Raw genomic sequence first — 20,405 nt, 5'->3', positions numbered from 1 at the left:
GGCATGGAGTCAAAAGCCCGTAACCAGCGAAACCTGATTGCGGTTCATGGGGATGGCATGTCTGTTCGGCGTTTTTTGCTCGCGGTTGGTCTGGCGCTCGGCCTGTTCGGGGCGGCACCGGCTTCGGCGCAGTTTTTCTTTCGTTCTGCCGATCTTTCCGGGGCCCGCGTGACCGGCGCCGAACCCGGCATCGTCGGATCGGACCTGCCCGGCGCGACGGCGGAGGAATTGCGTGCCGCGCTCGTCTGGAATTTGCGTTCGGCGCTCAATGTCGCGGCGCTGCAATGCTATTTCGAGCCGACACTGCTCACTCATGAAAATTATGCCGCGCTGCTGCGCGACCACGAGCGCGAGCTTGCCGAATCCTATGAAACGCTGCGGCGCTATTTCATTCGCGTCGCGCCCAGCCGCCGCGCGGGGCAGACCGAATTCGATCGGTTCGGAACGCGCGTATATTCCGGTTTCTCGACTGTGTCGGCACAGCTCAGCTTCTGCCAGACCGCGGCATCGATCGGTCACCAGGCGGTGTTCACCGAAAAGGGCCAGCTGGGCGATCTGGCGCAGGAACGCATGCGCGAGTTGCGCAACAGTCTGATTCCCGTCGGAGACCAGGCGTTCACCCCGGAGCGGATCAATCCCAGCATCGGCCTGCCGCCCTTCCCGCCCTTTGCCGAGGAACGTTGCTGGCGGCGCCATCGCACCTATCGCTGGGATCGCTGCGGACCTTTTTGACGGCTCAGCGCAGCCCGAGCATCTTGTGCGTCTGAAGCGTCAGTCGCCAGCGCGGCCGCGCCATCGCGAATGCGACGGCGGCCGCGATATTCGCCTGCGCATCGGCACTGTCCATCGGCTGGACCAGGCGCAGCCCGAAATCCCATTGTTCGAGAGCGTCGGGATCAATCCCCGCCTGCGGCCAGACAAGTTTCAACTCATTACCCGAGCGCTGGATCACCTCGCTGCCGGCCTTGGGACTGATACAGACCCAATCGATGCCGGGGTGGGCGGCAATCGTGCCATTGCTTTCGATCGCGATGCGAAAGCCCAGATCATGCAGCGCATCGACCAGCGCGTCGTCGACCTGCAGCATCGGCTCCCCGCCGGTGAGCACCACGAACCGCGCATCTTTGCCGTCGCCCCAATGCCCCGCGACCGCCGCTGCCAGCGCATCGGCATCGGCAAAGCGGCCGCCGCCATCGCCATCGATGCCGACGAAATCAGTATCGCAGAACCGGCAGATCGCACTCGCCCGGTCCGCCTCGCGCCCCGACCAGAGGTTGCAGCCGGCAAAGCGCACGAACACCGCCCGCGCGCCGGCATTGGCGCCCTCGCCCTGGAGCGTAAGGAACATTTCCTTGACGGCGTAGCTCATCGCGAGCGCTCAGGCATGCTCGGCGTAGACGGTTGGGTCCGGGATGCCGGCCTCGGCAAACCCCTTGGCGCGCAGGCGACAGCTGTCGCATGTCCCGCAGTGCAAGCCGCCGGGCGCGGGATCATAGCACGACCAGCTCAACCCCGCGTCGAGCCCCAGCCGCGCCGATTCGGCCGCGATCTGCGCCTTGGTCATGTGCTGGAGCGGCGCCTGGATGCGGAAGCTCTCGCCCTCGACGCCCGCCTTGGTCGCCAGTTCGGCGAGCCGCTCGAACCCTTCGATGAATTCGGGACGACAATCGGGATAGCCCGAATAATCGAGCGCGTTGACGCCGATATAAATGTCGCGCGCGCCCGAAGCTTCGGCCCAGCCGAGGGCGAGGCTGAGGAAGATAGTGTTGCGCGCGGGAACATAGGTCACCGGAATGTCTGCGCCGACACCGGTTTTGGGAACATCGATTGCGTCGGTCAGCGCCGATCCGCCAAATGCGCGCAGATCGATCGGTAGCACCACGTGCCGCTCGGCACCCAGCGAATGCGCGATCCGGCGCGCCGCCGCCAGTTCCACCTGATGGCGCTGATTATAGTCGATCGACAATGCGAGCAGGCGGTGCCCGTCCTCGCGCGCGCGCGCGGCGGACACCATAGAATCGAGCCCGCCCGAAAGGAGGACAACAGCAGTGGAACCGGCCTTGGTCATGCTTCCTGCGCTAATGTTTTTTCGGCCCGCGTCTACCCGCAGCACGGCCTGTCGAAAGAAAAAGGGCCGCTCGAAGGAACGGCCCGAGGTCGCTGGGCCAAAAGCCCTGCCAGGAGGAATGCGCCCGAAAAAGGAACGCAAAGCCGAATATCGGCGAAACCGGTTACGGGCGCGTTAACGCCGATGACCGCAGGTTCACTGGCAAGCGCCGATGCGGCGCCCTTCGAAATCGCTCGAAAAGGGCGAACCATCGAGCACCCCCTGAGTCTGCAATTGCAACAGTCGCGGGGTTTCGACGGTGATGGTGGTGCGGCCGTGCCCATGACCGGGGCAGGTATAGTGCACGGTCGCCTTCCGGTCCGTATTCTCGATCACGAAATGCGAGCATTGGGCTCCGCCATGCCGCAGCTGCACCAGCGCGGAAACGTTGCGCACACAAATGTCACGCGACGCATCGCCGTTCAGGTCGCGCAAATGCCATTTTCCCTTTTCGAGTCCAGCAAGCGCAGTCAATGTCTGCGGCGCAGCAGCGGCCATCGGCTCACTTCCTGCAACCACCGGCTCGCGCGCGGTCGACGCCATCGGCGCGGCACCGATCGCAAACAGCCCCAGCGCTGCGGCGAGCATGGCGCCGGCGCGGTTGCCTGCCGGACGGTTGCGCCGGAACAAGAATAGGCGTCGTTTCACACTCGCAATATCGGATGCCGACACCAAGCTTACAACTGCTGCGAGGCAAGGTCCGCGAGCGAGACCGGGAAAGAGCGTGCACAAAAGGCACAATCGACCGAAATATTGCCGCTGTCGTCTGCCATCTGCGCGCGTTCCTCGGCGGGAAACTTCGCAAGTACCCCACGAATATGCTCGGCATCGCAGCGGCATCCGCGCGACAGCGTAACGTCGCTCAGCTGGCGGACTTCGCGCTCTTCGTTGAACAGGCGCCACACCAGCGTTTCAAGCGGCAAGGCGGGATCGGCAAGCTCGTCGGGCCCCATTGTGGCCCCCAGCGCCTCGACATGTTCCCATTCGGGATGATCGAGCTGGGTGTGCAGCCGTTCGCGGCCCTCCTCGCCTTCGGGAAGATATTGCAGGAACAGGCCGCCGGCAATCAGCTTGCCCGCGTCGTCGCGCTCGACGCCGAGCCGGATCAGGCTGGGAATCTGCTCCGACTGAAAGAAATATTGCTCGGCCGCATGCGCAAGCGATTCGCCGTCGAGCGGGACGATCCCCTGATAGCGCTCGCCGGTCGTCGCCTGATCGAAGGTGACGGCGAGATAGCCCTGATTGAACATCGCGAAGAGCGAGGGGTTGGCCCCGAGCTGCGCCAGCCGATCCGCATCGAACTGAACATAGCCGCGCAGCGCGCCGCCCTGAAAATCGCATACCAACAGGCTGACGATGCCGCGCTCCGTCTGCGCCTGCAGTGTGAGCTGGCCGCCCGCATCCTTGAGCGTCGATCCGAGCAGCGCGGTCAGCGTCAGCGCTTCAGCGAGCAATCGCTCGATCGGCGGCGGATAGGCATGCGCGGAGAGGATTTCGTCGAGTACCGGACCCAGCCGCGCCATGCGCCCGCGCGCATTGCGCGCGGGAATGGTGAAGCCGATGGCGCGATCGAGATCGGGTTTGGGAGCGGCGTCGCTCATTTCAGAATACCGTTCGGGCTGAGCTTGTCGAAGCCCCGTTCTGCCTTCTTCGGCCCTCGAAAGAAGAAGAACAGCCCTTCGACAGGCTCAGGGCAAACGGGGTGATGGGGTCGCTCGATCAGATAGGAAGCCCGGCGCTCCGATCAACCGATCTGGCCGAAGCACCAGCGCAGCACCGACTTCTGGGCATGGAGGCGGTTCTCCGCCTCCGGCCAGATCCAGCTCTGCGGCCCGTCGATCACTTCGCTCACCACTTCCTCGCCGCGATGCGCGGGCAGGCAGTGGAGGAAGATCGCGTCGGGTTTCGCCTTCGCCATCAGCGCCTCGGTCACCTGATAGGGCATCATCGCCGCAAGCTTTTCCTCGGCATGCGCCTGCCCCATCGAGATCCAGGTATCGGTGACGATCACGTCCGCCTCGGCCACGGCCTCAACCGGGTCGCGGCTGAGCGAGGCGCGATTGCCCGCCGCGCGCATCACCTGCTCCGAAGGGTCATAGCCTTCGGGACAGCAGGCGACGACGTCGAACCCCATCAGACCGCCTGCCTCGACGATCGAATGGAGGACGTTGTTGCCGTCGCCCAGCCAGGTCCATTTGAGCCCGTCGAGCGGCATGCCCGCTTCGATCACCGTCTGCATGTCGGCCATGATCTGGCAGGGGTGCGAGTGATCGGTGAGGCCGTTGATGATCGGCACGCTGGCGTAGTGCGCCATTTCCTCGATCTTCGCATGATCGTCGGTACGCACCATGATCGCGTCGCAATAGCCCGAAAGCACGCGCGCGGTGTCCGCGACGGTTTCGCCGCGGCCAAGCTGGCTGGTCCCCGCGTCGAGCACGATCGACGTACCGCCTAGCTGGCGGATCGCCATGTCGAAGCTGACGCGGGTGCGCGTCGAATTCTTTTCGAAGACACAGGCGAGGACGCGACCCGCGAGCGGCGCATCGGAGTCGGACTGGCCCTTGGGCAACCCCTTGCGCGCCGCCTTACGCCCGGCGGCGTCGGCAAGCATCGCGGCGATCGCTTCGGGTCCGGCATCGGACAGGTCGAGAAAATGGCGAATGGTCATCTACATTCTCCCCCGTTCGGTTCGAGCGAAGCCGAGAACCGAAGTCGAGAACGGATCTCGACAGTCGCATCTCGACAGGCCCGATGCTGCTCGAACCAAACGGCTAGGGGTTCATCTTAGTCGCCGCTGGGCGGAGTGTAGCTCCGCGCGGCTTCGCTGAGTTTCTGAACGCACTCGGACACATGATTGTCCTCGATCACCAGCGGCGGCAGCACGCGGACGACATTCTCGCCCGCCGCGACCAGCAGTAGCCCGTGATTGTCGCGCGCATGCGCCACGAAATCGCGGCTCACCGCGGGCTCCTTGAGCTTGATGCCGAGCATCAGCCCCATGCCGCGGACACTGTCGAACAGGCCGTCGTGATTGGGGATCATCTGTTCGAGCGCGTTGCGCAGCCGGTCGCCCATCGTGCGGACATGCTCGAAGAAACCGGGTTCGAGCATCACGTCGAGGATCGCCCCGCCCGCCGCCATCGCAAGCGGATTGCCGCCATAGGTCGAACCGTGCGTTCCGAACACCATGCCCTTGGCCGCTTCCTCGGTCGCCAGGCACGCACCGAGCGGGAAACCGCCACCGATGCCCTTGGCCGAGGCAAGAATGTCCGGCTCGATGCCGTACTGCTCATAGGCGAAATAGCTGCCGGTCCGGCCATAGCCGCACTGGACCTCGTCGAGCACGAGCAGCATGCCCTTCTCGTCGCACGCCTTGCGCAGGCCCTGCAGGAACTCCGGCGACGCGGCGCGGATGCCGCCCTCGCCCTGCACGGGCTCGACCAGGAAACCTGCCGTATTGTCGTCGATCAGCTCGAGCGCGGCGTCGAGATCGTCGAACGGCGCATATTTGAAGCCCGGCGCGAGCGGTTCGAAGCCTTCGCGCATCTTGGGCTGGTTGGTCGCCGAGATCGAACCCATCGTCCGCCCGTGAAAGGCGTTGTGGAACGTGATCAGGTCATGCTTGTGCGCTTCGCCATTGGCATAGTGATAGCGGCGCGCGGTCTTGATCGCGCACTCGACCGCTTCGGCGCCCGAATTGGTGAAGAACACCGTGTCGGCGAAACTGTTGTCGACGATACGCTGCGCCAGCGCCTCTCCCTGTGGCGAACCGTAGAGATTCGAGACGTGCATCAGCGTCGCCGCCTGATCCTGGATCGCCTTGGTCAGATGCGGATGGCCGTGGCCGAGCGCGTTGACGGCGATGCCGGCGGCGAAATCGAGATAGCGTTCGCCTCGCTCGCCGATCAGATAGCAGCCCTCGCCTCGCACCGGACGCACGTCACACCGTGGGTAAACGGGCATGAGCGCGGTGATAGACATCGGAACTGCTCCTTCTCAAAAAATCAGCGTGGAAAACCAAACCTCGAAACAAACGAAAAAGGGCGGCCCAGCCGGGCCGCCCGGAGCGGGTAATTACGGGCTGAGGGCCGGTGGCGTCAATATGGCGCCGCCCGGCCCGATCAGCCGAGCGTCAGCAGCGCGATATAGCCGCCATAGGCCGCAAGCGAGAGCGCGCCCGCCAGCCGCCCGATCCGCCGCGCGAAGAGCAGCCATGCGATCAGCAATGCCGCCGTTCCGCCGAGCACCCACATATCGACCGCGATCATGTGCTCGTCGACCGACAGCGGATGGATCACGGCGGTAAGCCCCAGAATCGCCAGCAGATTATAGAGGCACGAACCGATGACATTGCCCAGCGCCACTTCCGAATGGCGCCGGATCGCGGCGACCACCGACGTCACCAGCTCGGGCAGCGAGGTGCCGACCGCGACGATGGTCAGCCCGATCACCGTTTCGGACATGCCGAGTTCGAGCGCGAGATCGACCGCACCGCTGACCAGCAGCCGCGCGCCGCCGATGGTCGCGGCGATACCCGTAATCGCGAAAGCCAGCGAGACGAGCAGATGCTCGCGCGCCTGCGGTGTCGCACTGTCCGATTCGTGACCGCGCTCGCTGAAATAGGCCCAGACCATGTAGAGCACGAACAGCACCAGCATCCCCGCGCCGATCACGCGATCGATTTCGCCGTGCAGTATCGCAGCGATTGTGACGGCAGTCCCCACCGCCAGCCCGATCGCATCGCGGCGATAGGTGCCGCGCGCAACCGCGATCGGCATGATCAGCGCCGCCGCGCCTACGATCAGCAGGATATTGGCGATATTCGATCCGACGACATTGCCGAGCGCGATATCGGGCGATTCGCGCAGCGCGGCGATGATGCTCGTCACCAGCTCGGGCGCCGACGTGCCGAAACCGACAATGGTGAGCCCGGCGAGCAACGGCGAAACGCCCATCCGCGCGGCAAGCTTCACCGCGCCGTGCACGAGCAGTTCGCCACCCAGCGCAAGCAACGCCGCGCCACCGATCAGCAACAGCGCGATCGTCATCGCCGAACACTCGAATTTCGGATCAACGGGAACGGACGACCCATAAACGCTTCCTTCCTGCGGCCGGCGACACTCAGGAAGAAAGGTCCGACATCACGAACGCGCCGGCAGCGTTCGCCAGAGGGGCCCGGACCGTCAGCCCCGTTTCTGGCGCGTTCGCGCGGGACGATCAAGCATTCGCTGTCGCGGCAGTCGCTTCCGGGCGGTTTCGCAGCGCCAGATAGGCAGTGATCATCGAGGAGACATCGACCAGCGCATGCAGCAGCACCGGCAGCAGCAGCGACCCCGTCGTCACGAAGATCACGCCGAAGATCGCGCCCAGCAACCCCGTTACGACAACACCGCCCGCGCCCTGATAGGCATGGGCCAGGCCGAACAGCATCGAGGATGCGGCAATCGCCGCCCAGGCAGGGAGCATTGCTTCGAAATAGGGGAGCAGATAGCCGCGATAGGCGATTTCCTCCGCCACACCTGCCGCGACGGAAACCAGCAATCCCCAGCGCAACGCCCGCCCGCTCTTGGGCAGGAACAGCGCCAGGTCACCCACCGCCTGCGCGAACTGATCCGCCATCTTGCGGCTCGCCGCGATCCACAGCGGACGGACGAGGATCATCGCGCCCATCCCGACCGCGAGGCCCGTGGCCAGCGAATCGAGTCCCCATATCGGCTCGCGCGTGACCAGACCGGTCAGCGCCCGGCCCATATCGACCCACAGCGCCACCGTCGCGGCAAGCAGCGCGCCGAGCCAGACCAGTGTCAGCCGGTATTCGCGCAGCAGCGCCGGCTCGCCGATCCGCAGCGCCTGCTTCTTGAAGCGCTGATAGCTCCACCAGCCGACCACCGGGAAGATAAGGAGGAGGACGATGATCACGAAGAGATGGTCGAGCAACGCCAGTGTCATGAGGCCCTCCGCCGCAGGTGATGCATGTTTATAATACACCATCAGCGAAAACTAGCGAGTCGCAAGTTCAGCTGCCGTTGCGAACCCGGCTGAAGTAGCGCGCGACCAGCAGACCGGAGAGAACGAACCCGAAGCCCGCAAACGCCAGATGCAGCCGCGTCTCTACCCAGAAGGCAGCCAGCGCGCCGCCCGCGATCAGGTTGATCGCTCCCCACAGAAACGTCACCGGCGGCGATGAATCGCCCACCCCGGGCGGCGAGGCGAATGGCGAGGGAAAAGGCTCGCCGCGAACACCCGCCGCAATGTGCGGGATCGCGTTGCACAGAAGCATGCCGGCCAGAACGCTCAACAGATAGGCCATCATGCTGTGCCTCCCTTCAGTTCTTGATCTTCCAACCCTTGCGCAGCAACCAATAGCAGAACAGGCCGAGCGCGATATCGAGCGCGAGGATGATCAGGCTGCCCCACATCACCGGCGAATCGGCAAGACCGATGAACCCGTAGCGAAAGCCCGAGATGATGTAGAAGAACGGGTTGAGATGGCTCACTGTCTGAAAGGCGGGCGCGAGCCGCTCGACCGAATAGAAAGTGCCCGAAAGCAGCGTCAGCGGCGCGACGACGAAGTTGGTGACGGCGGCCGAATGGTCGAACTTTTCCGCCCAGATCGAGGTCAGCACGCCCATGAAGGCAAGGAAGATCGCACCAAGCAGCCCGAACCAGAGCACCGCCCAGGGATGCGCGGGCATCACATCGACACCCGGCCAGAGCAGCATCGCCAGCCACACCGCGCCACCGACGCAGAAGGCACGCGTAACCGCGCCCGCCGTCAGCGCCGCGAGCAATTCGAGCGTCGAAAGCGGCGGCATCAGATAATCGACGATCGTCCCCTGGATCTTGCCGACGAGCAGCGAGAAGCTGGCATTGGCGAAGCTGTTCTGCAGCATCCCCATCACGATCAGGCCGGGCGCGACGAAGTCGGCGAACTGCAGCGGCACGCCGCCGATGCTGACATGCCGGCCGTTGCCGCCCAGCGCGACCGTGAAAATCACCAGAAACAGCAAGGTCGTGACCGCCGGCGCCCAAACGGTTTGCAGCTGGACCTTGAAGAAACGCCGGACCTCCTTCACATAGAGAGTCCAAAATCCCGCCCAGTTGACGTTCCGAATGGTCGGCACGCCCGGCTCAGGCAGGGAAGGTTGCACAGAGGGCTGGATCGGCGGCTGGTTGTCCATGACGCGAGCGGGTAATCCCTGCCGCGCTGAGCCGCAAGCCGAGTGAAGAGATTCGAAGGAAGACGATGAGCTGGACCGACGAACGGATCGAGACGCTGAAGAAGATGTGGGACAGCGGCATGACCGCGACTCAGATCGCCGAGGAACTCGGCGGGGTGAGCCGCAATGCCGTGATCGGCAAGGCGCACCGGCTGGGCCTGCCCTCGCGTCCCTCGCCGGTAAAGGCGAACGAAGGCAAGAGCGAGAAGCCCGCCGCCGCGGCGAAGCCCGCGCCGGCTCCGGCAGCGCCACCGGCACCGCCCAGCCAGCCCAAGAAGCCGGCAACGGCAGCCGCCGCGCCCGCCGAGCCCGCTTCGGCACCTGCGCCGGCGCCCGCCCCGTCGGGCAAGCCCGATTCGCCTTCGTTGCGCTCGGTCGGCCCCGGCGGTTTCGTGCGCCAGAACCCCGGCGACCAGGCGCCGCCCGCAACGCCCGCGCCGCCGCGCCGGCTGGTACCGGCCAAGCCGAGCAAGGAAATCGAAGGCAAGACCAGCCTGCTCGATCTGAACGAGCGCGTCTGCAAATGGCCGATGGGCCACCCCGGCGAGCCCGATTTCCATTTCTGCGGGGACAAGGTGAATCCCGGCTTCCCCTATTGCGTTGAACATTGCGGCCATGCCTATCAGGCGCAGCTGCCGCGTCGCGATCGCCGTCCGCCGCCCCCGCTGCCCTTCGGTGGCCCGCGGGTTCGCTGATCGCGCGGAACGCACTTGAAGAAGGCCCTTCGCGGTGTCGGCGGAGGGCCTTTTTGCTGACCGGAGGGAGCCAATCTCCGCCAGTGCCGTTGACCGGGCAGCGAGGAGGCGGGACATGCGGATGACAACGCTGATCGGTGTACTGGCGCTGACGCTATCGGTTTCTCCGGCATCGGCGCAAACGCCCGATTACGGCGCCAATCTTGAACGTTTCGACTATGGCTGGCCGGTCGCATGGTTCGACACGCGCTCGCAGGACGCCAATGTCCGCATGGCTTATCTCGATGTCGCGCCCACCGCCGCGGCCAATGGCGAGACGGTGGTGCTGCTCCACGGCAAGAATTTCTGTGCGGGCACCTGGGAAAGCACGGTCGGCGCGCTGGCGAGCGCGGGCTATCGCGTGATCGCGCCCGATCAAATCGGCTTCTGCAAATCGTCCAAACCCGGCGGGTATCAGTACAGCTTCCGTACGCTGGCGAACCTTACCGAAAAGCTGCTCGAATCAGCCGATGCCGGCCGGGTGACGCTGATCGGCCATTCGACGGGCGGGATGCTGGCGATGCATTTCGCGCTGCTCCACCCCGAACGCGTCGAGCGGATGGTGCTGGTCAATCCACTCGGCCTCAACGACACGATCGCGCAGGGCGTGCCCTATGCCGATCTCGGCGCGCTCCGCGAAAGCGAGGCGAAGACCGATGCCGAATCGATCCGCGCCTATCAGCAGCGCATCTATTACCAAGGGCAGTGGAAGCCCGAATATCAGCGCTGGGTGGACATGCTCGCTGGCCAATATGCCAGTGAGAACGGTGATATCGTGCGCGAGGCGCAAGCGCGGCTCTCCGACATGATCCAGAGCCAGCCGGTCGCCGGCCAGATCCCCGATATCCTCACCCCGACGCTGCTGATCATCGGGCAGGCGGATCGCACCTGTTTCCGCTGCAACGCCGCGCCAGACGATTTGCGCGACGGCATAGACGCGGTGCCGCAGGCCGCCGAAATCGCCGCGCCACGATTTCCCCATGCGCAACTGCTCCGGCTCGACGGCCTCGGCCATTCACCGCAGGTCGAGGCGCCCGCCCGCTTCGAGGCGATATTGATCGAAGCGCTGGCGACGCCCTGAGCGCGCCCTTGCGCCAGGGAGTCGCGCGGCCCATACCAAGAACATGTCCGACGATCTGTTCGAGTCCGATCCTTCCAAGCCCGGCCAGAGCTATGACGCCTCCTCGATCGAAGTGCTCGAGGGGCTGGAGCCCGTTCGCCGCCGCCCCGGCATGTATATCGGTGGCACAGACGAGCGCGCGCTGCATCATCTCGCCGCCGAAGTGCTCGACAATTCGATGGACGAAGCGGTCGCGGGGCATGCGACGCGAATCGAAATGACGCTCGAACCGGGCAACCGGCTGACGGTCAGCGACAATGGCCGCGGCATCCCGATCGATCCGCACCCCAAATTCCCCGACAAGTCGGCACTCGAAGTGATCCTGTCGACGCTCCATTCGGGCGGCAAATTCTCGGGCAAGGCCTATGCGACCTCGGGCGGCCTGCACGGTGTCGGCGTCAGCGTCGTCAACGCGCTGTCGGTCGACACCGTCGTCGAAGTCGCGCGCGACAGGCAGCTCTATCGCCAGCGCTTTTCGCAAGGAAAGACGCTCGGGCCGATCGAGCATATGGGCGGCACGCCGAACCGGCGCGGCACCACCACGTCCTTTACCCCCGATCCCGAAATTTTCGGGCCGGAAATGGCGTTCAAGCCCAAGCGGCTCTACACGCTGGCGCGCTCCAAGGCCTATCTGTTCGCTGGCGTTGAAATCCGCTGGAAATGCGCGCCCGAGCTGGTCGAGGGCACCGATGTCCCGCCCGAAGCGGTGTTCCAGTTCCCCGGCGGGCTTGCCGATCACCTGAAGGAACAGGTCGGCCCACGCGAATGCGCGACGTCCGAGTTCTTCTCGGGCACCCAGGAATTTCCCGATTCGCAGGGCAAGGTCGAATGGGCGGTCGCCTGGCCGTTGTGGAGCGACGGCAGCTATAGCTGGTATTGCAACACCATCCCGACCCCCGATGGCGGCACGCACGAGGCCGGGCTGCGCGCCGCGCTGGTGAAGGGGCTGCGCGCATTCGGCGAGCTTACCGGCAACAAGAAGGCGAAGGACCTGACCGCCGACGATGTGATGACCGGCAGCGAGCTGATGCTCAGCGTCTTCATCCGCGACCCGCAGTTCCAGAGCCAGACCAAGGACCGGCTGACCTCGCCCGAAGCCGCCGGCCTCGTGGAAAAGGCGATCCGCGATCATTTCGACCATTTCCTCACCGACAATATGGATCGGGGCAAGGCGCTGCTCGGCTATGTGCTCGAGCGGATGGACGAGCGGCTGCGGCGCAAGCAGGAACGCGAGGTCAAACGCAAGACCGCGACCAGCAGCCGCAAGCTGCGCCTGCCCGGCAAGCTTACCGATTGTTCGACCGACGATGCCGACGGCACCGAATTGTTCATCGTCGAAGGCGATTCGGCGGGAGGCAGCGCCAAGCAGGCGCGCGAGCGCAAGACGCAGGCGATCCTGCCGATCCGCGGCAAGATCCTCAACGTCGCCAGCGCGACCAGCGCCAAGATCCTCGCCAATCAGGAAATCGCCGATCTGATCCAGGCGCTCGGATGCGGCACGCGCAAGGACTGCCAGCCCGACAATCTGCGCTATGAGCGGGTGATCATCATGACCGACGCCGATGTCGACGGCGCGCATATCGCGACGCTGCTGATGACCTTCTTCTTCCAGGAGATGCCCGATCTGGTCCGGCGCGGGCATCTCTATCTCGCACAGCCGCCGCTCTATCGTCTGACGGCGGGCGGCAAGAGCCTCTATGCCCGCGATGACGCGCATCGCACCGAGCTGGAGGCAACCGCGTTCAAGGGCAAGAAAGTCGAAGTCGCACGGTTCAAGGGGCTGGGCGAAATGAACCCGCAGCAGCTCAAGGAAACGACGATGGACCCGGCGACCCGCAGCCTGCTGCGCGTCCGCCTGCCCGAAGAATATGAGCAGCGCGCGGTGGTCAAGGACCTGGTCGACCGGCTGATGGGCAACAACCCGGCGCACCGTTTCGCCTTCATCCAGGAAAATGCCGCGCGGCTGGAAGAAGACGCGATCGACGCCTGAGAGTGATTTCAAACGGGGGTTCGGGGATGATATCAAACAACCTGGCTTCGCTGATCGCATTTCCCTTGATCGCCGCCACTCCGCTCCTTTCCGCACCGTCGCCGGACGACGCGATGTTCGAATATGCGACCTGTCGGCGAAGCATCGAAAAGGCGGGACGCATCCGCTTCGACTATACCGGCGTCTTCACGCGAACGGCCAACGGCCTTACGCCCGCCAACGGGCACACCGATTTCACGCATCGCGCCGATGAAGCCTATCGCAGCGATCATCTGCTCACCGACGCAGGCAATGCCGAACGCATCACGCGCTTCACCAAGTCGGGCCGTGTACCGCGGTTCACGATCCGAATACCCGGGCTGGTCGAGGGCGATTATTCCGCGCTGAAGGTGCAATATTCCAACGGAACGCGACAACTCGAATCAATGCACATCGGTATCGTCCCCAATCGCCCAACGACGATCGAACGGCGCTTCGACGGATCGGCTGCGGATATCTTCGACGTCCCCTTTTCCGTAACGGTTTTGGACTATGGCGGGGTCCGGGTGTACCATGCCTATTTCCGCCCGGAGCCCGCAGCGGCGTTGCGCGCCGGAATGAGCATCACCCGATCTTCGGAAGCCTATTTCACCGGCAAAGCGTCCAATCCCCTGCCCGAGGGATGCCAGCCCTATCGCCGCGGTGACGACGCCTGATCGCGCGCCGGGAGGCGTTTTTCCGGTTTTTCGGGCGCGGCCTGTAAGTTTTCGCGCCGCCCGGCGACTAAAGGAAACATGGACGCGCAACGCACCCCATGTGAGCATCGTGACAGCCTGTACCGGCAGGCGTGCGAGAGCCATGCGCCGGCGCTGGCGCGTCTCGCCCGGTCGGTCGAGTTCGATGCCGAGCGCGCAAGCGATCTGGAACAGGATATTCATCTGGCACTATGGCGCAGCTTCGCCCAGTTCGATGGACGGTGTTCGCTGGCCACATGGGTGTACCGCGTGGCGCACAACGTAGCCGCTGGCCATAAGGCACGCGGCGCGCGTGGCGCAAAGCTGATCGCACTCGAAGAAGCCGAAACGCTGGTCGCGGACGACGATCCCGAAGCCGCCGTCGACACCAGCCGCACGCTCGTGCGATTGCGGCGGCTGATCGCCGGACTGAAACCCACCGACAGAAGCGTGATCCTGCTCTGGCTGGAAGGGCTGGATGCTGCGGAAATAGGCGAAGTTACCGGGCTGGCACCCGGCAACGTCGCAGTGAAGACTCACCGTATCAAAGCGCTGCTTGCACGCAATTTCGCGCAGGGAGAGGCAGGATGACCGACGATATTCGCCAGCTTTGGAGCCAGGACGCGGCCGATGCGACCGGTTTCACTCCGGCCGAAATGCACGCGCGCGCGGCGCGGCTTCGGCGCCGTCTGATCCGTCGCGACGCAGTCGAATATGTCGCCGGAGCCGTTGTGATCGGTGCCTTCGGATTTTGCACCGTGGTGATCCCCGATTGGGGCATCCGCGTCAGTTGCATCGCCCTGATCATCGGAACGCTGGTCATCATGCGTAACCTGTGGAAACAGCGCATGCCCCGGCCACCAGAGGCGATGGGCGCTTCCAGCGCGACATTCTATCGCGCGGAGCTGATCCGCCAGCGCGATTCGCTGATCAATGTGTGGCGCTGGTATCTCGCGCCGCTGGTTCCCGGAACGCTGCTGTTTCTGCTGATGATGTGGCGCGCGATGGCGGAATTCATGCCCGGCGGCGGCGCGATGGTGCCGATCGTGGCACTGCTGGCGATCGACGCCGCGGTGTTCGGCGCGATACACTGGCTCAATCGCCGTGCCGCGCGCGAGCTGGATGCCGAAATCGAGGCGATCGACGGCGCCACGCCGACCGAATGACCTGGTGTCGATCACGAACAGGAAAGGACTGACGATGATGCGGACGTTTCTTCTCGCTTGCCTTGCCGCGCTGGCAATGCCGGCCGCAGCGCTCGCGCAGACCGCGCCCGAAGCCCCTGCGCAACAGAGCAAAAGCCCGGCGCATCAACGCGCCGAACAGCTGCCCGCGCTGCTGACCGGCGGGATCGAATATGAGACCTACTTCGCGCCTGCCTTTCAACAGGTCGTGACGAAGCCGCAATTCGATCAGCTCACGTCCGGGCTGATCGCCAGTTACGGCGCACCCGAATCGGTACTGTCCATCGAACCGCGTTCCGACAATACCGTCGTCGCCGTCGTCCGCTTCGCCCAGGCCAATGCAACGATGATCGTCCAGGCCGATGCCGAGCCGCCGCACGCCGTCACCGGGCTGCGCATCACCGGCATAACGCCGCATGTCGCCACGGCCGAAGCGGCGCTGGACGCAATCGAAGCGCTGCCGGGCGCCACGGGGTATCTCTTCGCGCGGCTGACCGACAACGGGCCGGAAATCCTGCGCGCAAACAATGCGGACAAGGCCTTTGGCGTCGGATCGAGCTTCAAGCTGCTGATCCTCGCCGAACTGGTCCGCGCCACCAATGCGGGCGAGCGGAGCTGGGACGATATCGTCACGCTCGATGGAAGGGAACTTCCCGGCGGCCAATGGGCGCAAAGCCCAGCGGGAACCGAAGTGTCGCTGCGCGACCTGGCCGGCCGGATGATTTCGGTGAGCGACAACAGCGCGACCGACATCCTGCTGCATCATCTGGGCCGCGAAAAGGTCGAGGCCATGATGGACGTGGTGGGCTGGACGCACGCCGAACAAAACCGGCCGCTGCTCGCGACGCTGGAACTGTTCAAGCTGAAGGGTATCGACAGCGGCGCGCTCGGTGACGCCTGGATCGCCGCCGACGAAGCGGGCCGCCGCGCGCTGCTTGCCGGGCCAGTCGCTGATGCACCGATCAGCGCCATCGCTGAAGACCTGTTCGCCGACGGCAAGCCGCTGCGGATCGCGGACATCGAATATTTCGCGAGCGCCGCCGATCTGGTGCGGACGATGAACTGGCTGCGCACCCATAGCCGTGACAATGAAACGGCGCGCGAAATCCTGTCGGCCAATCCCGGGATATTCCCGTCTGCCACGTCGCATTGGGCCTTTACCGGCTACAAGGGCGGGTCCGAGCCCGGTGTGATCAACATGACTCTGCTGCTGCAGGCCGAGGACGGCAGCTGGTATGCGTTCAGCGCCAGCTGGAACAACGTCGATGCGGCGGTCGACAACATGACGTTCGCCGGGCTGGTCAGCCGTTTCGTCGAACTGGCCGCGGATACCGAATTCTGAGCTGCGTCAGGCCGGGTGCACCGCGCCCGGCCATTCGTCACGCAGCAGCCCGTAAATCGCCGAATCGCGCACGCCGATATGCGTTTCCCATTCGGCGCGCAACGTACCTTCGTGCAGGAATCCCAGCGATTCGAGCAGGCGGCGCGAAGGACGGTTATCGGGATCGGTGTCGGCATAGACACGGCGACAGCCCTCGACTGCGAAAAGGCGATCGAGCACGCGGGCTACCGCTTCGCGGGCATAGCCATGCCCCGATGCCTCGGGCGTGAGCAGATAGCCCAGCTCGGCCACTGCCGGGCGGCGACGGATCACCGTCACCCAGCCGATCGCGCTCTCTGACGGCGGCAGCGTGATCGCCCAGCTGCGCATGGCCTCCACATCCTGTTCGAAGGTCAGATAGCGCCGCGTCTCTTCCAGCGTCTCGTGCGGCGCGCTCGACCACCAGGTCATCCGGTCCGCATCGGCAAGTGCCGGGTGCAGTGCCTCGGCATCATCCGGCCCGATTGGACGCAGGCAAAGACGCGCGCTTTCCAGCACCGGAGCCGCTGTCATGCTGCGATCGTCGCGGTCGGGGGCGTCATTTAGCGGACTTCGCGGGCGACGCATGCTCGGCAAGGCGTTCGCGCAATGCCTTCGCTTCTTTCGCAACCTCCGGCGTGGCACAATATTCCCGCTCGAAATCACCCAACGGCGGCACCTCTCCGACATCCTCGCGTTCGGGAGCGATGCAGCGGAAGGCCGCTTCGCGCTCGCCGCGCATATCGATGGGGAAACGCGACGAATCGCCGCGTGCGATCGGGGCGGCCAGTCGGTCCAACATCATTTGCCAGCCTTCGCGGTTGCGCGCGGCGCGATCGCCGCTGCCACCGGCATCGGGCGCAATGGCAATCGCAGTGCGCAGCTGCTCGGCCTCCTCGAAACGCTCGAGTTCGCGCAACGCGTTCACGGTCCGCACCTGCAGGGCAATGGTTTCGAGATCCGACGGATCGACGGTAACTGCCAGCGCCTGCTCGACAAATTCGGTGCCGTAGCGATCGGCACGTTCCCGGTCCTCGGCATTTTTGGCTTCCCACCCGGCGCTCAGCAGCAGCCACAGGGCATTGCGCGCATCACCGAGCCGCTTTTCCAGCCAATAGGCGCGGTAATAAGGCGTTTCGCTCGCGCGGACCGCCTCCCACGCCTCGCTTGCGAGCAGAGGCGCCAGCCGCGCTGCCTCATCGGCGTCGAATTCGCGGAACAGTGGCAAGCCGTTCGACGGGCATTCGGGAAGCAGGATCGGAAAGAGAATCGAACCGACCGGCATGCCATCGGGCATCGCGCCAAAGGTGGAATAGTGCATCAGGGACGGACCCTGAAACGTTTCGCCGCCCACCGGGCAGATCATTTCGGTGGCGGCGTAGTGACCCGGATATTGCGGCGGCACGTCCTGAAAGGACAACAGCGCAAACCACGGTATCAGCATCGCCTATTCTCCCAGCGCCTCGACCAGAGCCTTCACTTTCTTCTGCCGCCATTGCGGCAACGGCGCGACCAGCCAATAGCCATAGCGCGCGGGCTTTGGCTCCCCAACAACGATCACCCTGCCCGCCGCGATGTCATTGCGCGCAAGCAGTTCGGGAACGGTCGCGCGGCCAAGCCCCGCCGCGGCCGCATCGATCGCCAGGCCCGCATCGGCGACGCGCATCAGTGCATCGGTGTCTTCGGCGAGGCATCCCGGCCAGCCGATCTTGGTGTCGGCGCCACCATCGGGATGGGCGAGCATCACCATGCCGTCGGATTCGAGCGCCTCGCCTTCATTCTCGCCCGGCCCCTCGCCCCAGCGAATGGCGAGATCGAGATTGGCTTCGGTGAAATCGATCGAATCATCGGCGGGAACGATGCGGAAGCGCAGATCGCCATCGGCCTTCGCGATTTCCGCCAGCCGCGGCATCAGCCATTTCGCGCTCAGATCGCGCGGCGCGGCGATGGCGAGCGATTTGGACGATTGCCCCGCCTGCATCGCGCGCACCGCTTCCTCGAACTGGAGGAAGCCCGAACGCAGCGCGTCGAGCCCCGCCTCGCCTTCCGGCGTCAGCTCCAGCCCGCGCGTGGTGCGGCGAAAGAGGACCACGCCCAGCGTATCCTCGAGCGCGCGAACCTGTTGGCCGACTGCCGCAGGCGTGACCGCCAGTTCGTCGGCCGCGCGGGTAAAGGACAAATGCCGTGCCGCCGCGTCCAGCACGCGCAAACCGTTCAACGGAAGATGGGTACGCTTCATTCCCGCCCGCCCCTTGCAGAAGTCACTCGGCCGCGGCCGGTGCGATCAGGGCGAATTTGGGGATGGTCACGTCGAATGTCGAACCATTCTCGCCAAGCATATGATAATGGCCGCGCATATTCCCCGTCGGCGTCGAAAGCGGGCAGGCCGAAACATAGTCATAGCTGGCTCCCGGCGCGAGCAGCGGCTGTTCGCCGACCACGCCCTCCCCCTCGACCATATGCTGGCCGCCGCGTCCGTCGGTGATCGTCCAGTGACGCGTGAGCAGCTGCACCGTCATGCCGGCGCCGTTCTCGATGCGAATGTGATAGGCCCAGTACCAGCGGCCGCGATCGGGCTCGGACTGTTCGGGAAGATAGCTCACCGATACGCGCACGGTCACTCCATGCGTCGTTGCGACATCGGCGAACAATGCATCCATCACGCCAGCATCATCCCTTACAATCCGACCGCGCCCAGCGCCTGATCGAGATCGGCGATCAGGTCGTCGGGATCCTCGAGCCCGACATTGAGCCGCAGCATGCCTTCGGTCACGCCCATTTCGAGCCGCTTTTCCTCGGCGACGCTGGCATGCGTCGTCGAAGCCGGATGCGTCATCAACGACCGGCTGTCGCCGATATTGTTCGAAATATCGATAAGACCGAGTGAATCGAGCAATCCGTGCGCCTGGCTGCGCCCGCCCGCGACTTCGAAACTGAAGATCGGGCCGCATGCCGCCATTTGCGACATGGCCAATTCGTGCTGCGGATGGCTGGGCAGGCCGGGAAAGTTGATCTTCGCGACACGCTTTTCGAGGAAGGCACCGACCTTGAGCGCATTCTCGCTCTGGCGGCGGATACGCAGGTCGAGCGTTTCGAGCCCCTTCATCACCACCCAGGCGTTGAAGGGGGACAGCGTCGGCCCGGTATTGCGCGTGAAAGGCAGCAGCGTGTCGTTGATGAACTCGGCGGTACCGCACACCGCGCCGGCCAGGACACGTCCCTGCCCGTCCATCATCTTGGTCGCCGAATAGGCGACGATGTCGGCGCCGAATTCCATCGGGCGCTGCAGCGCGGGGGTGGCGAAGGCATTGTCCACCACCGTGCGGATTCCGCGTTCGCGGGCGATGGCGCACACCGCCTTCAGGTCCACGACGTCCATCGTCGGATTGGCGGGGGTTTCGAAGAAAAACAGCTTCGTGTTCGGCCGAACCGCATCGATGAACTGCTGCGGATCGCGCGCATCGACGATCGTCGTCTCGATGCCGAAACGCGGCAACAGGCTGTCGGTAAGCCAGCGGCACGATCCGAATGCGGCGCGCCCCTGGACCAGATGATCGCCAGCGGAAAGCTGGCAGAGCAGCGCCGCGGTCATCGCCGCCATGCCGCTCGCCATCGTCCGGCACGCCTCCGCGCCTTCGAGCAGCGCGATCCGTTCCTCGAGCATTTCGACGGTCGGGTTCTGCAGTCGCGAATAAGTCATGCCCGCCTGCTCGCCGGCGAAGCGCGCGGCGGCGTCGCCGGCGCAATCATAGGCATAGCCCGAGGTGAGGAACATCGCCTCGCTCGTCTCGCCCCATTCGGAACGGGCGGTACCCCCGCGAACGGCGAGAGTCGCGGGTTTCCAGTTCTTGGTGACGCTGCGGTCCTGTCCGGTATGGCGCTTCATGCGGTCCGCTTTGCGACCGGCAAAGGGGGCACGTCAAGGCGGGGCCGTATCCCGACGATAGACGGCATGACGCAGGGCGATAGTTACGCTA

General features: G+C 64.8%; 23 protein-coding genes. 8 read left to right on the top strand and 15 right to left on the bottom strand.

Features of this window, described 5'->3' with window-relative positions; translation table 11 throughout:
• Positions 1-57: 57 nt before the first annotated feature.
• Entirely contained in the window at positions 58-732 is a 675-nt protein-coding gene (locus tag G5C33_RS04505) for a hypothetical protein (protein WP_165326119.1), read from the top strand.
• 4 nt (positions 733-736) lie between these two features.
• Here the strand turns inward: G5C33_RS04505 and queE are convergent, their stop codons facing one another.
• The 10 genes from queE to G5C33_RS04455 all read right to left on the bottom strand — a co-directional run bounded on the left by queE (position 737) and on the right by G5C33_RS04455 (position 9,288).
• A complete protein-coding gene (gene queE, locus G5C33_RS04500) occupies positions 737-1,369 on the bottom strand; it encodes a 7-carboxy-7-deazaguanine synthase (RefSeq protein ID WP_165326118.1) in 633 nt (210 codons plus the stop codon).
• Between the two features lie 9 nt (positions 1,370-1,378).
• Positions 1,379-2,068 carry a 7-cyano-7-deazaguanine synthase QueC gene (gene queC, locus G5C33_RS04495; RefSeq protein ID WP_165326117.1) on the bottom strand — a complete coding sequence of 230 codons (690 nt, stop codon included), beginning with the start codon at positions 2,066-2,068 and terminating at the stop codon, positions 1,379-1,381.
• Between the two features lie 195 nt (positions 2,069-2,263).
• Positions 2,264-2,737 carry a DUF3617 domain-containing protein gene (locus G5C33_RS04490; RefSeq protein WP_165326116.1) on the bottom strand — a complete coding sequence of 158 codons (474 nt, stop codon included), beginning with the start codon at positions 2,735-2,737 and terminating at the stop codon, positions 2,264-2,266.
• A 47-nt stretch (positions 2,738-2,784) separates the two neighbouring features.
• Positions 2,785-3,708 carry an Hsp33 family molecular chaperone HslO gene (locus G5C33_RS04485; protein WP_165326115.1) on the bottom strand — a complete coding sequence of 308 codons (924 nt, stop codon included), beginning with the start codon at positions 3,706-3,708 and terminating at the stop codon, positions 2,785-2,787.
• Positions 3,709-3,851: 143 nt separating this feature from the next.
• On the bottom strand, positions 3,852-4,775 hold the full coding sequence (argF, locus tag G5C33_RS04480) for an ornithine carbamoyltransferase (protein WP_206518632.1): 924 nt from the start codon (positions 4,773-4,775) through the stop codon (positions 3,852-3,854).
• Between the two features lie 116 nt (positions 4,776-4,891).
• Positions 4,892-6,088, bottom strand: coding sequence for an aspartate aminotransferase family protein (locus G5C33_RS04475; protein ID WP_165326114.1), 1,197 nt, complete (start codon positions 6,086-6,088; stop codon positions 4,892-4,894).
• Between the two features lie 140 nt (positions 6,089-6,228).
• Complete coding sequence (locus tag G5C33_RS04470) at positions 6,229-7,155, bottom strand: calcium/sodium antiporter (protein WP_165326113.1); 927 nt, start codon at positions 7,153-7,155, stop codon at positions 6,229-6,231.
• Between the two features lie 169 nt (positions 7,156-7,324).
• Positions 7,325-8,056, bottom strand: coding sequence for a CPBP family intramembrane glutamic endopeptidase (locus tag G5C33_RS04465; RefSeq protein ID WP_165326112.1), 732 nt, complete (start codon positions 8,054-8,056; stop codon positions 7,325-7,327).
• A gap of 67 nt (positions 8,057-8,123) precedes the next feature.
• Positions 8,124-8,420 carry a hypothetical protein gene (locus G5C33_RS04460; RefSeq protein WP_165326111.1) on the bottom strand — a complete coding sequence of 99 codons (297 nt, stop codon included), beginning with the start codon at positions 8,418-8,420 and terminating at the stop codon, positions 8,124-8,126.
• A gap of 13 nt (positions 8,421-8,433) precedes the next feature.
• Positions 8,434-9,288, bottom strand: a complete 855-nt coding sequence (locus tag G5C33_RS04455) for an ABC transporter permease (protein WP_165326110.1) — start codon at positions 9,286-9,288, stop codon at positions 8,434-8,436.
• Positions 9,289-9,353: 65 nt separating this feature from the next.
• On the opposite strand from G5C33_RS04455, the gene G5C33_RS04450 reads away from it, so the two are divergent.
• The 7 genes from G5C33_RS04450 (at position 9,354) to G5C33_RS04420 (ending at position 16,410) form a co-directional block, all read left to right on the top strand.
• Positions 9,354-10,022 (top strand): GcrA family cell cycle regulator, encoded by a 669-nt coding sequence (locus tag G5C33_RS04450; protein ID WP_165326109.1) that lies wholly within the window; start codon positions 9,354-9,356, stop codon positions 10,020-10,022.
• A gap of 115 nt (positions 10,023-10,137) precedes the next feature.
• A complete protein-coding gene (locus G5C33_RS04445; RefSeq protein ID WP_165326108.1) occupies positions 10,138-11,142 on the top strand; it encodes an alpha/beta fold hydrolase in 1,005 nt (334 codons plus the stop codon).
• Between the two features lie 43 nt (positions 11,143-11,185).
• Positions 11,186-13,171, top strand: a complete 1,986-nt coding sequence (parE, locus tag G5C33_RS04440) for a DNA topoisomerase IV subunit B (RefSeq protein WP_165326107.1) — start codon at positions 11,186-11,188, stop codon at positions 13,169-13,171.
• A 26-nt stretch (positions 13,172-13,197) separates the two neighbouring features.
• The gene (locus G5C33_RS04435) at positions 13,198-13,866 is read left to right on the top strand and encodes a hypothetical protein (protein WP_165326106.1); all 669 of its coding nucleotides are present in this window, start codon (positions 13,198-13,200) and stop codon (positions 13,864-13,866) included.
• A 78-nt stretch (positions 13,867-13,944) separates the two neighbouring features.
• Entirely contained in the window at positions 13,945-14,475 is a 531-nt protein-coding gene (locus tag G5C33_RS04430) for an RNA polymerase sigma factor (RefSeq protein ID WP_165326105.1), read from the top strand.
• Positions 14,472-15,050: a hypothetical protein gene (locus G5C33_RS04425; RefSeq protein ID WP_165326104.1), complete on the top strand. Its 579-nt coding sequence runs from the start codon at positions 14,472-14,474 to the stop codon at positions 15,048-15,050. Before G5C33_RS04430 ends, G5C33_RS04425 begins: the two co-directional genes overlap by 4 nt.
• A gap of 34 nt (positions 15,051-15,084) precedes the next feature.
• On the top strand, positions 15,085-16,410 hold the full coding sequence (locus G5C33_RS04420) for a serine hydrolase (RefSeq protein ID WP_165326103.1): 1,326 nt from the start codon (positions 15,085-15,087) through the stop codon (positions 16,408-16,410).
• A gap of 6 nt (positions 16,411-16,416) precedes the next feature.
• Here G5C33_RS04420 and G5C33_RS04415 read toward each other — a convergent pair whose 3' ends face one another.
• The 5 genes from G5C33_RS04415 to G5C33_RS04395 are packed head-to-tail and all read right to left on the bottom strand — an operon-like array spanning position 16,417 to position 20,314.
• Entirely contained in the window at positions 16,417-16,962 is a 546-nt protein-coding gene (locus tag G5C33_RS04415) for a GNAT family N-acetyltransferase (RefSeq protein ID WP_165326102.1), read from the bottom strand.
• A gap of 25 nt (positions 16,963-16,987) precedes the next feature.
• Positions 16,988-17,872: a hypothetical protein gene (locus tag G5C33_RS04410; RefSeq protein ID WP_165326101.1), complete on the bottom strand. Its 885-nt coding sequence runs from the start codon at positions 17,870-17,872 to the stop codon at positions 16,988-16,990.
• 3 nt (positions 17,873-17,875) lie between these two features.
• The gene (locus tag G5C33_RS04405) at positions 17,876-18,667 is read right to left on the bottom strand and encodes a LysR family transcriptional regulator (RefSeq protein ID WP_165326100.1); all 792 of its coding nucleotides are present in this window, start codon (positions 18,665-18,667) and stop codon (positions 17,876-17,878) included.
• Positions 18,668-18,689: 22 nt separating this feature from the next.
• Positions 18,690-19,088, bottom strand: a complete 399-nt coding sequence (apaG, locus tag G5C33_RS04400; RefSeq protein WP_165328708.1) for a Co2+/Mg2+ efflux protein ApaG — start codon at positions 19,086-19,088, stop codon at positions 18,690-18,692.
• A 17-nt stretch (positions 19,089-19,105) separates the two neighbouring features.
• The gene (locus G5C33_RS04395; RefSeq protein ID WP_165326099.1) at positions 19,106-20,314 is read right to left on the bottom strand and encodes a trans-sulfuration enzyme family protein; all 1,209 of its coding nucleotides are present in this window, start codon (positions 20,312-20,314) and stop codon (positions 19,106-19,108) included.
• Positions 20,315-20,405: the final 91 nt, after the last annotated feature.

Source organism: Sphingosinithalassobacter tenebrarum (assembly GCF_011057975.1).
GTDB classification, from domain to species: domain Bacteria; phylum Pseudomonadota; class Alphaproteobacteria; order Sphingomonadales; family Sphingomonadaceae; genus Sphingomonas; species Sphingomonas tenebrarum.
Note: the sequence above shows the minus strand (reverse complement) of the source record. Positions and strands in the feature narration are given on the sequence as shown.